This window comes from Sphingomonas liriopis (genome assembly GCF_024211255.1).
In the GTDB taxonomy this organism is placed as follows: domain Bacteria; phylum Pseudomonadota; class Alphaproteobacteria; order Sphingomonadales; family Sphingomonadaceae; genus Sphingomonas; species Sphingomonas liriopis.
This window is the reverse complement of sequence record NZ_JAMLDY010000007.1, coordinates 117,816-131,908: the sequence shown is the minus strand read 5'-3', so window position 1 is coordinate 131,908 and position 14,093 is coordinate 117,816. Positions and strand designations below refer to the sequence as shown.

The 14,093-nt window shown below is 70.3% G+C and carries 17 protein-coding genes and 1 other RNA gene; 8 read left to right on the top strand and 10 right to left on the bottom strand.

All coding sequences use genetic code 11. The features are described from left to right. Positions 1-3 precede the first annotated feature (3 nt). The 3 genes from M9979_RS07605 to M9979_RS07595 all read left to right on the top strand — a co-directional run bounded on the left by M9979_RS07605 (position 4) and on the right by M9979_RS07595 (position 2,789). Positions 4-1,071, top strand: coding sequence for an enoyl-CoA hydratase/isomerase family protein (locus tag M9979_RS07605; RefSeq protein ID WP_254288736.1), 1,068 nt, complete (start codon positions 4-6; stop codon positions 1,069-1,071). Positions 1,072-1,192: 121 nt separating this feature from the next. Beyond that, entirely contained in the window at positions 1,193-1,969 is a 777-nt protein-coding gene (locus M9979_RS07600; protein ID WP_254288735.1) for an enoyl-CoA hydratase, read from the top strand. Positions 1,970-2,180: 211 nt separating this feature from the next. Beyond that, positions 2,181-2,789: a cupin domain-containing protein gene (locus M9979_RS07595; protein ID WP_254288733.1), complete on the top strand. Its 609-nt coding sequence runs from the start codon at positions 2,181-2,183 to the stop codon at positions 2,787-2,789. Between the two features lie 120 nt (positions 2,790-2,909). On the opposite strand, the gene tmk is transcribed toward M9979_RS07595, so the two are convergent. From tmk to M9979_RS07580, 3 genes are read right to left on the bottom strand one after another with little or no spacing between them, the layout of a single operon-like run. Then, entirely contained in the window at positions 2,910-3,548 is a 639-nt protein-coding gene (gene tmk, locus M9979_RS07590; RefSeq protein ID WP_254288732.1) for a dTMP kinase, read from the bottom strand. After that, a complete protein-coding gene (locus tag M9979_RS07585; RefSeq protein WP_254288730.1) occupies positions 3,548-3,943 on the bottom strand; it encodes a DUF2147 domain-containing protein in 396 nt (131 codons plus the stop codon). The genes tmk and M9979_RS07585 overlap by 1 nt, the downstream gene beginning before the upstream one ends. Positions 3,944-3,948: 5 nt before the next feature. Continuing rightward, positions 3,949-4,227: a chorismate mutase gene (locus M9979_RS07580; RefSeq protein ID WP_254288728.1), complete on the bottom strand. Its 279-nt coding sequence runs from the start codon at positions 4,225-4,227 to the stop codon at positions 3,949-3,951. Between the two features lie 100 nt (positions 4,228-4,327). Here M9979_RS07580 and M9979_RS07575 point away from each other — a divergent pair, with 100 nt between their 5' ends. Then, the gene (locus M9979_RS07575) at positions 4,328-5,338 is read left to right on the top strand and encodes a polyprenyl synthetase family protein (protein ID WP_254288727.1); all 1,011 of its coding nucleotides are present in this window, start codon (positions 4,328-4,330) and stop codon (positions 5,336-5,338) included. A gap of 222 nt (positions 5,339-5,560) precedes the next feature. Here M9979_RS07575 and M9979_RS07570 read toward each other — a convergent pair whose 3' ends face one another. Both M9979_RS07570 and M9979_RS07565 read right to left on the bottom strand, forming a co-directional pair. Further along, positions 5,561-6,487, bottom strand: coding sequence for a cation diffusion facilitator family transporter (locus M9979_RS07570; RefSeq protein WP_254288726.1), 927 nt, complete (start codon positions 6,485-6,487; stop codon positions 5,561-5,563). Between the two features lie 92 nt (positions 6,488-6,579). Then, positions 6,580-6,900, bottom strand: a complete 321-nt coding sequence (locus M9979_RS07565) for a hypothetical protein (protein ID WP_254288725.1) — start codon at positions 6,898-6,900, stop codon at positions 6,580-6,582. Positions 6,901-6,987: 87 nt separating this feature from the next. Here M9979_RS07565 and hrpB point away from each other — a divergent pair, with 87 nt between their 5' ends. Then, positions 6,988-9,423, top strand: a complete 2,436-nt coding sequence (hrpB, locus tag M9979_RS07560) for an ATP-dependent helicase HrpB (RefSeq protein WP_254288724.1) — start codon at positions 6,988-6,990, stop codon at positions 9,421-9,423. 10 nt (positions 9,424-9,433) lie between these two features. Next, on the top strand, positions 9,434-9,715 hold the full coding sequence (locus M9979_RS07555; protein WP_254288722.1) for an ETC complex I subunit: 282 nt from the start codon (positions 9,434-9,436) through the stop codon (positions 9,713-9,715). A gap of 196 nt (positions 9,716-9,911) precedes the next feature. On the opposite strand, the gene M9979_RS07550 is transcribed toward M9979_RS07555, so the two are convergent. The 4 genes from M9979_RS07550 to M9979_RS07535 are packed head-to-tail and all read right to left on the bottom strand — an operon-like array spanning position 9,912 to position 12,613. Further along, positions 9,912-10,439 carry an NUDIX hydrolase gene (locus M9979_RS07550; protein ID WP_254288721.1) on the bottom strand — a complete coding sequence of 176 codons (528 nt, stop codon included), beginning with the start codon at positions 10,437-10,439 and terminating at the stop codon, positions 9,912-9,914. Next, complete coding sequence (locus M9979_RS07545; RefSeq protein ID WP_254288720.1) at positions 10,436-11,107, bottom strand: TPM domain-containing protein; 672 nt, start codon at positions 11,105-11,107, stop codon at positions 10,436-10,438. Before M9979_RS07545 ends, M9979_RS07550 begins: the two co-directional genes overlap by 4 nt. Position 11,108: 1 nt before the next feature. Then, on the bottom strand, positions 11,109-12,008 hold the full coding sequence (locus M9979_RS07540; RefSeq protein WP_254288718.1) for a TPM domain-containing protein: 900 nt from the start codon (positions 12,006-12,008) through the stop codon (positions 11,109-11,111). 5 nt (positions 12,009-12,013) lie between these two features. Continuing rightward, positions 12,014-12,613: a LemA family protein gene (locus M9979_RS07535; RefSeq protein ID WP_254288717.1), complete on the bottom strand. Its 600-nt coding sequence runs from the start codon at positions 12,611-12,613 to the stop codon at positions 12,014-12,016. A 114-nt stretch (positions 12,614-12,727) separates the two neighbouring features. Between M9979_RS07535 and mscL the strand changes: the two genes are divergently transcribed. Next, a complete protein-coding gene (gene mscL, locus M9979_RS07530; RefSeq protein WP_254288715.1) occupies positions 12,728-13,171 on the top strand; it encodes a large conductance mechanosensitive channel protein MscL in 444 nt (147 codons plus the stop codon). A gap of 45 nt (positions 13,172-13,216) precedes the next feature. Here the strand turns inward: mscL and M9979_RS07525 are convergent, their stop codons facing one another. After that, positions 13,217-13,648, bottom strand: a complete 432-nt coding sequence (locus M9979_RS07525) for an RrF2 family transcriptional regulator (RefSeq protein ID WP_254288714.1) — start codon at positions 13,646-13,648, stop codon at positions 13,217-13,219. 42 nt (positions 13,649-13,690) lie between these two features. Here M9979_RS07525 and ssrA point away from each other — a divergent pair. Next, positions 13,691-14,059: a transfer-messenger RNA gene (gene ssrA, locus M9979_RS07520) on the top strand. The last annotated feature ends 34 nt before the right edge of the window (positions 14,060-14,093 follow it).

Here is a 14,093-nt window from a genome sequence, read left to right as displayed (position 1 = left end):
GGCATGAGCGATGACCTGCTGATCCAGACAGACGGCGCCGTCGGGCGATTGCGCCTCAACCGTCCCAAGGCGCTGCACGCGCTCAACCTCGGCATGTGCGAAGCGATGCTCGCCGCGCTGGAAACATGGCGCACCGATGCGACGATCGCCGCGGTGCTGCTCGATCATGCGCCCGCGCCGGATGGCGATCCAAAGTTGTCACGGGGCTTCTGCGCCGGCGGCGACATCCGCCTGCTCAGCGAAAGCGGCGCGGGCGACGGCGCCGCCGCGCGCGCCTTCTTCCACACCGAATACCGGTTGAACCACCGCCTGTTCACCTACGCCAAGCCGATCGTCGCTTTCATGGACGGCGTGACGATGGGCGGCGGCGTCGGCATCGCGCTCCCCTGCCGCTACCGCGTCGCGACCGAGAACACGCGCTTCGCCATGCCGGAGACGGGGATCGGCCTGTTCCCCGACGTCGGCGGCGGCTGGTATCTGTCGCGGCTGCCGGGGCGGATCGGCCAGTTCCTCGCGCTGACCGGCCACCGGCTCGACGGCGCCGAGGCGTACGCGCTGGGCCTCGCGACGCATTACCTGCCGGCCGCGGCGCTGGCCGAGGTCAAGGCGGCGATCGTCGCCGCTCCGCAAGGCATCGAGGCCGCACTGGCCGCGGCGAGCGTCACGCCACCCGCCGCCGGACTGCTCGACCATCGCGCCGACATCGACCGCCTGTTCGCCGCCGACACGCTTGAGGAGGTGTTCGCCGCGCTCGAAGCCGATGGCGGCGATTTTGCCACCGAGCAGCTCGCCGTGCTGCGCACCAAGTCGCCCCAGACGATGAAGGTTTCGCTCCGCCTGCTCTACGACGGCGGCCTGATGCAGAGCTTCGCCGACGAGATGGTGCAGGAATATGCCGTCGCCTGCCGCGTCGTGCAGCGCCACGACTTCCTCGAAGGCGTCCGCGCGGTGATCGTCGACAAGGACAACGCCCCGCGCTGGAACCCCGCCACGCCCGAGGACGTCACCGACCACGTCATCGACCAGATCTTCGCCCCGCTCCCAGAGGGCGAGGCGTGGACGCCGAATTGACCGTCACCCCAGCGAAATTGAACGTCACCCTAACGATCTTGAACGTCACCCCAGCGAAAGCTGGGGTCTCCCGCGGCTAAAGACCCCAGCCTTCGCTGGGGTGACGAAATTGGAGCCAACGATGTCCGACTACCAGACCATCCTCGTCGAACGGCGCGACCGCGTCACGCTCATCACGCTCAACCGCCCGGAGGCCCTCAACGCCCTCAACGCGCAGGTCCTCGCCGACCTCCTCGCCGCGCTCGCCGCGTTCGACGCCGACGACACCCAGGGCTGCGCGGTCCTGACCGGCAGCGCCAAGGCGTTCGCGGCGGGCGCCGACATCAAGGAAATGCAGGCGATGGACTTCGCCGCGATGTACGGCCGCAACCATTTCGCCGGCTACGAGACGCTGACGGCCACGCGCAAGCCGATCATCGCCGCGGTCGCCGGCTATGCGCTGGGCGGCGGCTGCGAACTCGCAATGATGTGCGACTTCATCCTCGCCGCCGACACCGCCAAGTTCGGCCAGCCCGAGGTCAAGCTCGCGGTCAGCCCCGGCATGGGCGGCTCGCAGCGCCTCGCCCGCGCGGTCGGCAAGGCCAAGGCGATGGAGATGTGCCTCACCGGCCGCATGATGGACGCCGAAGAGGCGGAACGCGCGGGCCTCGTCAGCCGCATCGTCCCCGCCGCCGACCTGGTCGAGGAAGCGGTCAAGACCGCCGCGACGATCGCCGCGATGGCCCCGCTCGCCGTGCTGGCCAACAAGGAAATGGTCAACGCCGCGTTCGAGACGACACTGGCGCAAGGCGTCCAGTTCGAACGCCGCCTCTTCCACGGCCTGTTCGGTACCGCCGACCAGAAGGAAGGCATGACCGCCTTCGTCGAGAAGCGCCCCGGCAACTGGACGGGGCGCTGACGCTGGACGGGGCGCTGACGCGCCCGGCGGCGAGGTCGTATCCCGACGTTGCCAAGGGCCTCGCGGTGCTACCTGATCCGCCGCGTCCAGCCGGACAATCCGGCATCTACGTCAAACGGATAGCTTGACAGATATCGCCTTCAACGTTCCTGATGCGAAACGATGTTCGTCGTGAACGTCGGGATGCAACCACCACGCCACCGGAGGATGTATGGAACGCCGATCGATCCTGGGACTTCCCCTCGCTGCCCTGGCGGGCGGTGCGGCATGGCGTGCGGCGCCCGGCTGGGCGTCCTCGCCAGCGCCGGCGCATCCGATCGGCGGGGCACCCGGCATCGATCTGGCGGCGCCGCCGATCGCCGCGGTCGCAGCCGGTCACGATCGGCAGGGGCACAATCACCAGATCGGGGTCAGCGCGACGACCTATAAAGTCGTGACGAGCGAGACGAAGGGCGACCTGTTCGTCATCGAACAGGCGAACCAGCGCCGCGGCGGTCCGCCCCTGCACGTGCATCACGGCGAGGACGAACTTTTCTACGTCCTCGAGGGCGAATATCTCGTCCAGGTCGGCGACAGGAAATTCCCCCTCAAGACCGGCGATTGCGTCCTTGGCCCGCGCGGCGTTCCCCATGCCTGGGCATTCGTCGGCAGTACGAGCGGGCGGCTGCTCCTGAGCTACGCACCCGCCGGGAAGATGGAGGCGTTCTTCAACGCGTGGGAACAGCTGGGCTTCAGCCCGGGCGGCTATTCGAAGGAAAAGGACGCAGCATTGCTGCGATCCTATGGCATGGAACGCATGGGTCCGCCGATCCAGCTTTGATCCCGTCGCAGGGCCCGGCGCCTGTTGCTGCCGGCCGATATGGTGCATGTCCGCCGCCGATCGTGTTGACAATTGCCCTTGGGCGACCGGTGAACACCGGATCGGCCTGTTCGTGATGCTTCAGATCTTCAGCGCAGCCTCGACAGCGGCCAGCGCCGCCGCCCGCACCGCCTCGGGCGTCCCACTGGCGTCGATCACCGCATGCCGCTCCGGTGCCGCCACGGCCTGCGCAAGGAACGACGCGCGGATGCGCTGGTGGAAGGGGAGGGCGAGGCTCTCGAACCGCCCCTCGTCGATTCCCCCGTCGGCCAGCCGCTTGCGGCTGCGCGCCAGCCCCACCGCCGGATCGATATCGAGCACCAGCGTCAGGTCGGGCCACACGTCGTCCACCATCGCCGCGTGCAGGTCGCGGATCAGGCCAGCGTCCATCCCGCGCCCCGCGCCCTGGTAGGCCAGCGTCGACCCGGCATAGCGATCCGACACCACGATCCGCCCTGCCGCCACGGCCGGCAGCACGACGCGCGCGATATGCTGCACCCGCGCCGCGGTCATCAGCAGCAGCTCCGCGCGGGGCTCCCACGCCTCGTCCGCGCCCGCCAGCAGCAGCCCGCGCAGCGCTTCGCCCTGCGGCGTGCCGCCCGGTTCGCGCGTGCCGAGCACGTCGAGGCCCCGCGCCTGCAATCCGGCGACCAGCGCGCGGACGACGCCGCTCTTGCCCGATCCGTCGACGCCCTCGACCGCGATGAACGCGCCGGCCATCAGTCGCGCCGCCAGATCTGCGATTTGCAGATGAACCCGCCGATCAGGCAGCCGCGCACGTTCAGCGTATCGGCATCGACCATCGTCACGGTCGATCCGAACGCGCGGCCCATGTCGGGAACGTAGATCTGCCCCGACCAGCGCGCCTTGCCGTTCGCTTTGTAGCCGCGCAGCAGCGCGGTGCCGATCAGCGGCGGATAGCCCTTGCTGGCGACGTCGTTCTTCGCCTTGTCGCTGGCGCGGATCACCCAGCCGCACAAACTCTGCCCGCAATGGCCGGTGCGCACCGCGACGCTGTTCTTGGGGTTGTGCCACGTCCCCAGGATCGCCGCCTGCGGATCGACGGCGGGGGCGGGCGCAGCAGCGGCCGCCAGCAGGAGAAGGGCAGGGGTCACGACGGTCAGCCGCGCAGCCGTTCGTGGTGGCGGATCACCTCGTCGATGATGAAGCGCAGGAACTTCTCGGTGAATTCCGGGTCGAGCTCGGCCTGTTCGGCGAGGTCGCGCAGGCGGCGGATCTGGCGCTCCTCGCGCCCCGGATCGGCGGCGGGCAGGCCGCTCGTCGCCTTGTGGCGCCCCACCGCCTGCGTCACCTTGAACCGCTCGGCGAGCAGGTGGACCAGCGCCGCGTCGATATTGTCGATGCTCTTGCGATACCCCTGCAGCACGTCGTCGCTCATCTGTCGCCCTTCGTCGTCCCGTTTCCCTCCCCATGGGGTGTGCGGCGTCTGCGGGCAAGACTTGCCTTCGCGCGTCCCAGCGGCCACAGCGCGGGGCGAGATGACCGCCACCATCCACCGCCTCGATCGTCCCGAACCCTCGCTGGAGCCGCTGCTCCAACTGGTCGCGGGCGACATGAACGCCGTCAACACGGTGATCCTCGACCGGATGCAGTCGCAGATCCCGCTGATCCCGGAACTGGCCGGCCATCTGATCGCGGGCGGCGGCAAGCGGATGCGACCGATGCTGACGCTTGCGAGCGCGCGGCTGATCGGCTATACCGGCACCCGCCACCATCGCCTGGCGGCCTCGGTCGAGTTCATCCACACCGCGACGTTGCTCCACGACGACGTCGTCGACGGCAGCGACCTGCGCCGCGGGCGTCGCACCGCCAACATCATCTGGGGCAATCCGGCGAGCGTGCTGGTCGGCGACTTCCTGTTCAGCCGCAGCTTCGAACTGATGGTCGAGGACGGCAGCCTCAAGGTGCTGAAGATCCTGTCGAACGCATCCGCGGTGATCGCGGAGGGCGAGGTCAACCAGCTCACCGCCGCGCGCCGCATCGACCTTGGCGAGGATCGCTACCTCGACATCATCAACGCCAAGACGGCGGCGCTCTTCGCCGCCGCCTGCCGCATCTCCGCGGTCGTCGCGGAGCGCAGCGAGGGCGAGGAGGCGGCGCTCGACGCCTATGGCCGCAACCTCGGCATCGCGTTCCAGCTGGTCGACGACGCGATCGACTATGTCTCCGACGCGGGCACGATGGGCAAGGACGCCGGCGACGACTTCCGCGAAGGCAAGATGACGCTGCCCGTCATCCTCGCCTATGCCCGCGGCGACGCCGACGACCGCAAATTCTGGAAGGACGCGGTCGAGGGCCGCAGGTCGTCGGACGAGGATTTCGCCCGCGCGATCGATCTGGTCCGCCGGACGCGCGCGGTCGACGACACGCTCGCCCGCGCCCGCCACTACGGCCAGCGCGCGATCGACGCGATCGCCGGCTTCGCCAACGGCCAGGCCAAGGACGCGATGATCGAGGCGGTCGAGTTCGCGGTGGCCCGCGCCTATTGAGCGGCAGGCGCGCTGCCGCCGCGGAACATGGACAACATGGACACCTTGCGCGAAACGATCCATGGGTGACCGTTTCGGAAATGGTCGCAATTCACGATGGGCAAAGAGCGTGGCGATATTGTCCGCCCGGTAACACAGGCGCCGGCGTGTAGGACAGCCCGTCGATATTACGCCATGTCCGCAAGGGCTTGCGCCCGGGGGCGACCAACGGCCGGGCAGGCGTCAGCAGCTTGCGCAGCCTCCGCCCGTCTCGACCTGTAATGTCGCATGGCCGATCCCGAACCGATCGTGCAGCATCTCGCGCGCGGTGGCGAGGAAGCCGTCGCCGGGATAGCCGGCGGGAATCACCAGATGCGCGGTCAGCACGGGCTCGGTGGTCGACATCGGCCAGATGTGGAGGTCGTGCACATGGCTGACCCCCGGCAACGCGACCAGCGCCGCGGTAACCGCGTCATAGTCGATCGCGCGCGGCACCGCGGCGAGGCTCATCTCCACCGTCTCGCGCAACAGGCCCCAGGTCTGCCAGAAGATCAGCGCGGCGATGACGAGGCTGACCAGCGGGTCGATCCAGCCGATCCCGGTCGCCCAGATCGCGATCCCCGCCAGCACCACGCCCGCCGACACCGCGGCGTCGCCGAGCATGTGCAGATAGGCGCCGCGGATGTTGACGTCGCCCTTGCGCCCGCGCGCGAACAGCCAGGCGGTGAATGCGTTGACCGCGATGCCGATCGCGGCGACGACCGACACGGTCAGCCCGGCGAGCACCGGCGGATCGTCGAACCGCTGCGCCGCCTCCAGCACGATCGCGCCCAGCGCGACGAGCAGCAGCAGCGCGTTGGCCAGCGCCGCGAGGATCGTCGATCCCTTCAGCCCATAGGTGAAGCGCTTGGTCGGCGCGCTGCGCGCCAGCGCCGCCCCGCCCCACGCCACCGCCAGGCCGAGCACGTCGGACAGATTGTGCCCCGCATCGGCGAGCAGCGCGACCGATCCGGTCCACAGCCCCGCGCCACCCTCCGCCAGCACATAGGCGATGTTGAGCGCGATGCCGATCGCGAACGCCCGGTCGAACGAGGCGGGGGCGTGGCTATGGCCGTGCCCGTGCGCATGACCATGGCCGTGATCGTGCCCGTGGTGATGATGTCCGCCCAATGACCCCGTCCCGCTACGCTGCCGCTGTCGCCTAGCATCGCCGGGGCGGGTGATACTAGGACGCGGGCGATGACCTTTTCGTCATGTCGGCGTCACGACTTGCCGAACAGCCCGCCCAGATTGCCGAGCACGCTGCCGAGGCCACCCTCACCCTGCGCCGATCCGAGCAGCGCGCCGAGATTGCCGAGCGCGCCCTCGCCGCCGAGGTGCCCGAGGATCTGCTGGAGCACGTCGGGCGACAGGCCGGTCGAGTCGGCGGCGCCCGCGACGGTGTCGCCGGGCTGGCCGTGCGCCGCGCCCAGCGCCGCGATCGCCGCGGTAACCTGTTCGGGAGAAAGGCCGATCTTCTCCGCCAGATTGGCGATCACCGGACTGCCGGCCGCCTGGCCGAGGATTCCGTCCAACAGACCCATCACATATCTCCTGCGCGAATGTCCGCGCCGTCATAGCAGCGCGCCGCAGTCGCGTCGCGCGCCGATCCGTGGCACAGGCACCGCGCCGTGACCGACCTGCCGATCCTCGCCGTCCTGCCCGACCTGCTCGCCGCGTTGCGCGCGGGGAGCAACGCCGTGCTGGTCGCGCCGCCGGGGGCGGGCAAGACCACCGCGGTCGCCCCCGCGCTGCTCGCCGAGCCGTGGTGCACCGGCGAGATCCTGCTGCTGTCGCCGCGCCGGCTCGCCGCACGCGCCGCGGCGGAGCGGATGGCGGCGCTGGCGGGCGAAAGCGTCGGCGGCACCTTCGGCTATGCGACGCGGATGGACAGTCGGCGCTCGGCGGCGACGCGCGTGGCGGTGGTGACCGAGGGCATCTTCGTCGCGCGCATCCAGGCCGATCCCGAACTCGCCGGCATCTCGGCGGTGCTGTTCGACGAGGTCCACGAACGCAGCCTCGACGGCGATTTCGGCTTGGCGCTGGCGCTCGATGCGCAGGCTGCGCTGCGCCCCGACCTGAGGCTGGTGGCGATGTCGGCGACGCTCGACGGCGCGCGCTTCGCGGCGCTGCTAGGGGACGCGCCGGTGATCGAGAGCGAGGGGCGCAGCTATCCGCTGGAACTCCGCCACCTCGGCCGCGCCGGCGAGGCCCGCATCGAGGATGCGATGACGAGCGCGATCCGTCAGGCGCTGCGCGAGGAGGAGGGCGGCGTGCTCGCCTTCCTGCCCGGCGTCGCCGAGATCGAACGCACCGCGGAGCGGCTGGAGAGCCTGTCCGACGCGATCGTCGTCCACCACCTCCACGGCAGCATGGACCCCGCCGCGCAACGCGCAGCGATCCGGCCCGAACCCGATGGCCGGCGCAAGCTGGTGCTCGCCACCTCGATCGCCGAAACCAGCCTGACGCTCGACGGCATCCGCATCGTCGTCGATTCGGGCCTTGCACGCCGCCCGCGCTACGATCGCGCTGCGGGGATGACGCGGCTGGTCACCGAGCGCGCCAGCCAGGCCGCGGTGGCGCAGCGCGCCGGCCGCGCCGCGCGCCTCGGGCCCGGCGTCGCCTACCGCCTGTGGGAGGAGGCGGCGACCGGCGGCCTGCCGCGCTTCGACCCGCCCGAAATTCTCGAGGCGGACCTCTCCGGCCTCGTCCTCGCCGCGGCACTATGGGGCGTCCACGATCCGCGCGACCTCGCCTTCCTCGACCCGCCGCCCGCCGCCGCGGTGGCGGAGGCGCGCGAGCGGCTGGCGACGATCGACGCGATCGACGCCGACGGCCGCCCGACCGCCCACGGCCGCCGCATCGCCGCGATGCCGATGCCGCCGCGGCTCGCGCACATGCTGCTGCGCGCCGGCGCGATGGGGCAGGGCAGGGTCGCCGCCGAGGTCGCGGTGCTGCTGTCCGAGCGTGGGCTTGGCGGCACCGATCCCGACCTCGACACGCGTCTGCGCCGCTGGCGCACCGAGCGCGGCACCAAGGCGGTGGCGGCGCGCAAGCTCGCCGAGCGCTGGGCCCGGCTCGCCGGAGACGGCGGCGATGCCGAGGGGGTGGAGGTCGCCATCGCGCTCGCCTTCCCCGACCGGATCGCCCGCGCGCGCGATGCCAGCGGCGAACATTGGGCCTCGGTCGGTGGTCGCGGCTTTCGCCTCGATCCCACCACCGCGCTCGCCCGCAACGCATGGCTGGCGGTGGCGGAGACGCAGGGTGCGGCATCGGGCGCGCGCATCCTCGCCGCCGCGTCGATCACGCTCGCGACGATCGAACGCCTGTTCGCCGACCGGATCGAGACGCGGCGGACGGTCGATTTCGACCCCGACACCGGCGGTGTGACGACGCTGCGCGAGCGGCGGCTCGGCGCGCTGCGGCTGTCGTCGGGGCCCGATTCGAATGCCGATCCGGCGGCGATCGCCGATGCGTTGCTCGAAGGCGTCCGGGCCCACGGCGTCGCGCTGCTGCCGTGGAGCGTTGGCGCCACCGCGCTGCGCCAGCGCGCCAGCTATGCCGGCGTGCCGCTGGAGGCGATGATGGCCGATCGGCTCGACGAATGGCTGCCACCGCTGCTCGCGGGCCGCCGCCGGCTCGACGCGATTCCCGCCGGAGCGCTGACCGAGGCGATCCGCGGCCTGATCGGCTGGGATGACCTGCGCCGGCTCGACCGGCTCGCGCCCGCCGATTTCACCAGCCCCGCCGGCAGCACGCACGCGATCGATTACGCCGCGGAAGGCGGCCCGCGCGTCGAGTTGCGCGTCCAGGCGCTGTTCGGCCTCGCCGAGCATCCCCGCGTCGGGTCGGAGGCGACGCCGCTCGTGCTCAGCCTAACCTCGCCCGCCGGCCGCCCGATCCAGACGACGCGCGACCTGCCCGGCTTCTGGGCGGGGAGCTGGAGCGCGGTCGCCAAGGAAATGCGCGGCCGCTATCCCAAACACCCCTGGCCCGACGACCCCGCCGCCGCATCGGCGACGCTGCGCACCAAAAAGGCGGATGCACGCGGCCCCGCGACGCGCTAAGGGCGTACCCATGCCTACCGCCCGTATCTTCCAGCGCCCCAAGAACGCGATGCAGTCCGGCAAAGCCCGGACCCAGACCTGGGCCCTCGAATTCGAACCCGCCGAAGCCAAGCAGCCCGACCCGCTCACCGGCTGGGCCGGCAGCGGCGACACGCGCGAACAGGTGAAGCTGAGCTTCCCGAGCCAGGACGCGGCGATCGCCTATTGCGAGGCGCAGGGCTTCGACTACGAGCTGATCGCGGCGCCGGAACGCAAGCTGAAGCTGCAGGCCTACGCCGACAATTTCCGCTAAGGGGCGCGGGCGACCACCCCGTATCTGGTTGGGCTGAACCCCGCCAAATCTCCTACGTCACCCCGGACTTGTTCCGGGGTCCACCCTGCGGCGAGGCGCACGGCTAGAGTCTCCAGTCTTGCGCTCGCGGCCCGGTGGACCCCGGAACGAGTCCGGGGTGACGGTGACCTCGTGGCACCCTCAGTAGCCACGAGGGCTACCGCCCCGCCACCTCGGCCAGCAACCCGCCCCCCAGCACCAACAGCATCTTGGCATCGATCGCCACCCCCGCCCGGCGCTTGGCCGCGACGAAGCCCTCCACCGCGTCCACTGGCACGCGATGCACGGTGATATTCTCCTGCGCATCGCCACCGCCATCACCCGTCCGTGTCAGCCCGGTGGCGACGACCAGCGTGAACCGCTCCGACGTCATCCCCGGCGACGAGAAGAACTCGCCGCGTTCCTCGACCGTCGCGGCGTGATAGCCGGTCTCCTCCTCCAGCTCGCGCCGCGCCGCCTCGGCGACGCTCTCGCCCGCGCTGTCGTCGCCGACCAGCCCCGCGGGCAGCTCCAGACAGGCGCGGCCCAGCGGCACGCGATATTGCTCGACCAGCAGCAACTGGCCCTCGCCATCGATCGCGACGATCACCGCCGCGGTGATGTCGCCCGAGCGCTCGGCATATTCCCAGGTGCCCGCCTTGCGGACGGAGAGGTATCTGCCCTCCCACACGGTCTCGGTGGTCATAGTTCGATCAATCGATCCGGCAGTTCGTTGGTATCGTCGGCCCGCGGCGGAAAATGCTCGGCGAGGACGCCGCCGATCTGGCGCACCGCCTCCGCCATGCCGTCGCCGGGACGGCCGTCGCGCGTCGCGGCGATCAACGCCGCCATCGCCGCGCCCCAGACCTCGGGCGCGACGCGCGTATGGATCGCGCGGTCGGCGATGATCTCGGCGCGATGCTCGTCGAGCGACAGATAGAGCAGCACGCCCGTCGCATCGCGCGTCCGCGCCTCCGCACTGGCACGGAACAGCGCCAGCGCCTGTGCATGCACCCGCCGCGCCGCGGTCGTGCCCGGCGTCAGCGCCAGCCGCAGCGGCATGTACGCCAGCCCGACGCGCACGATCAGGAAGGTCGCGGCGAGCAGCACCAGCGCGACGGTGAACAGCCCGCCCGGCGCCGGCGCGCCTTCCCACGGATCGGCGACCAGCCCGTGCAGCCGCACCGCCGCATCGGGCCACAGCGCGAGCAGCGCCAGCACCAGCAGCATCGCCAGCACCGCCCAATGCAACGCGACGTCGTGATACTTGTCAGATCGCCGCGCGACGATCGTGACGATCTCGCCAGCGGTATGGCGCTCCGCTTCGGCCACCGCGGCAGCGACGCTGGCGCGATCGGTGTCGGTCAGCCGCATGTCACCAGCTCCCCGAGGCGCCACCGCCTCCGAAATCGCCGCCACCGCCGCCGGTGAAGCCGCCGCCACCCCAGCTGCCGTCGCTACCGCCGCCGGAACCACCACCGCCGCCCCAGCCACCACCGCCACCCGACGATCGGCCGATCTCGTTGGCGATGCTCCACAATACGATCGGCAGCGCGCTGCCGCCATCGTCGCTGCGATAGCGCCGGCCCCACGGCCCGGCGCGCTTGCGACCGCGGAGCAGCGGGACCAGCACGAACAGCAGGATGATCGCCCAGACGATCAGCCCGAACGGCACGCCGCCGCCGCTGCGCGCGGACGAGCGCCGATGCGTCTGGTCGAACTGCCTGGTCGCCGCGTCGAGCCGCGCCTGCGCCTCTTCGGGGGCGGCACGGAATTGCTGCCCGATCGCGTCGACCCCTGCGGACATCGCACCCGGTATGTCGCCGGCCTTCAGCCGCGGGATCATGTCCTGGTTGATGATGACGCTCGACAGCGCATCGGTCAGGATCGGCTCAAGCCCGCGGCCCACCTCGATCCGCGCGCCGCGCCGGCCCGCGGGTTCGTTGGGGGCGAGGAACAGGATCGCGCCGTTGTTGACGTCCTTCATGCCCACGCCCCAGGCGCGGCCGAGCTTGTAGCCGTATTCCTCCAGCGGATAGCCCTGCAGGTCGGGGATCGTCGCGACGACCAGCTGCCGCTTGGTGTCCTTCTGCAACGCCTCCAGCTTGGCGGTCAGCACCGCCTCGGTTTCCGGCGGCAGGACGTTGGCGGCGTCGACCACCAGCCCGGTGAACTTGGGAAACGTCTGCGCGGCGGCGGGCGAGGCGATCAGCCCCGCCAGCAGCATCAACAGCGCCGCCCGCCAGCCGGCGAGCGCCCGTGCGGCGAGGCGCATCGCCGTCAGCTCGCATTCCCGAAGTTGACGGTCGGCGCCGCTTCCGCCCCCGGCGTCGTCGCCGCGAACGGCGTCAGCGGCTTGGCACCGTAGAAGATCCGCGCGCCGACCGCGTCGGGGAAGGTGCGGATGCGCGTGTTATACGCCTGCACCGCAGTGTTGTAGTCGGTGCGCGCGATCGTGATGCGGTTCTCGGTGCCCTCCAGCTGGCTCATCAGCGTGGTGTAATTGCCCTGGCTCTTCAGCTCGGGATACGCCTCCTGCAGCCGCTGCAGCGACAGCGTGACCGCGCCCTGCGCGCGCTCGAACGCCTGCATCTTGGCAGGATCGGTCAGCTGGTCGCCGCTCAGCTTCACCTGATTGGCCCCGGCGCGCGCCTGCGTCACCTGCACCAGGATGTCCTTCTCCTGTGCGCCCGCGGCCTTCACCGTCGAAACAAGGTTGGGGATCAAATCCGCGCGCCGCTGATACTGGTTCTGGACGTCGGCCCAACGCGCCTTGGCGTTCTCTTCGGCCGTCGGCACGGAATTGATGCCGCAGCCGGCCAGCGACACCGACATGGTGGCGGCGAGGGCGAAAGCGGCAACGGGACGAAGCGACGACATGGACAGTCTCCTGAACGATCTGTCCTATCCATATAGGACAGTGAATGGGCTTGGCGAAGGGGGAATCGCCGCCTAGTCTCGCATCACCGAACGGGTAACGAGGGAAGGGCGGCCATGTTCAACGAATTCAAGACATTCATCGCGCGCGGCAACGTGCTGGACCTCGCGGTCGCGGTCATCATCGGCGCGGCGTTCGGCAAGATCGTCACCTCGCTGACCGAGGACGTCATCATGCCGGTGATCGGCAAGCTGTTCGGCGGGCTCGATTTCTCGGGCTATTTCCTGCGCATGGGGCCGGTACCGGCGAACTATGCGGGGTCGGTGACCGATTATGCCGCGCTCAAGAAGGCGGGCGTGCCGCTGCTCGGCTATGGCGAATTCATCACGCAGGCAGCGAATTTCATCATCGTCGCCTTCATCATCTTCCTGATCGTGCGCGCGGTGAACCGGCTGATGCCGAAGGCCGAAGCGCCGGTCGCCGCGGCGCCGGTCGAGCCCGCCGACGTCACGCTGCTCCGCGAAATCCGCGACGAGCTGAAGGCGCGGCCGCGGATTTGAGGCAAAACGCCTCCCTCGCTTGCGCGGGGGAGGACTTGGCGCGTGTCAGGCCGCGACCAGATGCTCCGCGGTGGCATCCGCCAGGCTGGTGCCGTCGAGGATGCGCGCGGTCTCGTCGCGGACGCGCATCATCGCGTGGCGGATCGCGCAATCCGCCTCGCTCTGGCAGTCGGTGCACGGGCGGTAGGCGGTGCGGCTGACGCAGGGCACGAGCGCCAGCGGCCCCTCGATAATGCGGATGATCTCGCCCAGCGACATCAGGTGCGCGGGCCGCGAGAGGACGTAGCCGCCCATCTTGCCGCGCGTGCTGCGCAGCAGTCCGGCATCGCGCAGGTCGGCGAGGATCAGCTCGAGGAACTTGCGCGGCACGTTGGCCGCGGTCGCGATGCGGCCCATCGGGATCGGCGGGCTGGCTGCGGGTGCCTGGGCAAGGAACAGCATCGCGCGCAGCGCGTAACGGGAACGCTGGGTCAACATGATGGCCCGCCTATGGCGCCATATTGTGGCGAGCGAAAGGCGTGGATTGCAGAGACTTGTGCCAGCGCCTATATGGGTCGTGCCGGCTTCCAGCCGGCTATGGCGATAAACGGTGGCGTCGCATAGACGCAGCGGACCCGGGGGCAGTACCCGGCGGCTCCACCATCTGCGCCGCTTGGCCAGCACGCGTGAAGCGTGCCGGCCAAGCGGCTCAGCTGACGGGGCCGAACTAGGATCGACGTGTGTTGAAAAGCGCTGTCTTTCGCTCGGAATGGGACCACCGCAACGGCCCATTACACAAGTGCCAACGATAACGAAGCACTCGCGATTGCGGCGTAACTGAGGGCCTCACGGCCTGAAGTTATTCCAAGATTACGCGGTTGGACCCACCGGGCAACAGAAGGGATTCCAGCGGTACGGGGAGCACCGGGCAACAGAAGCTCCC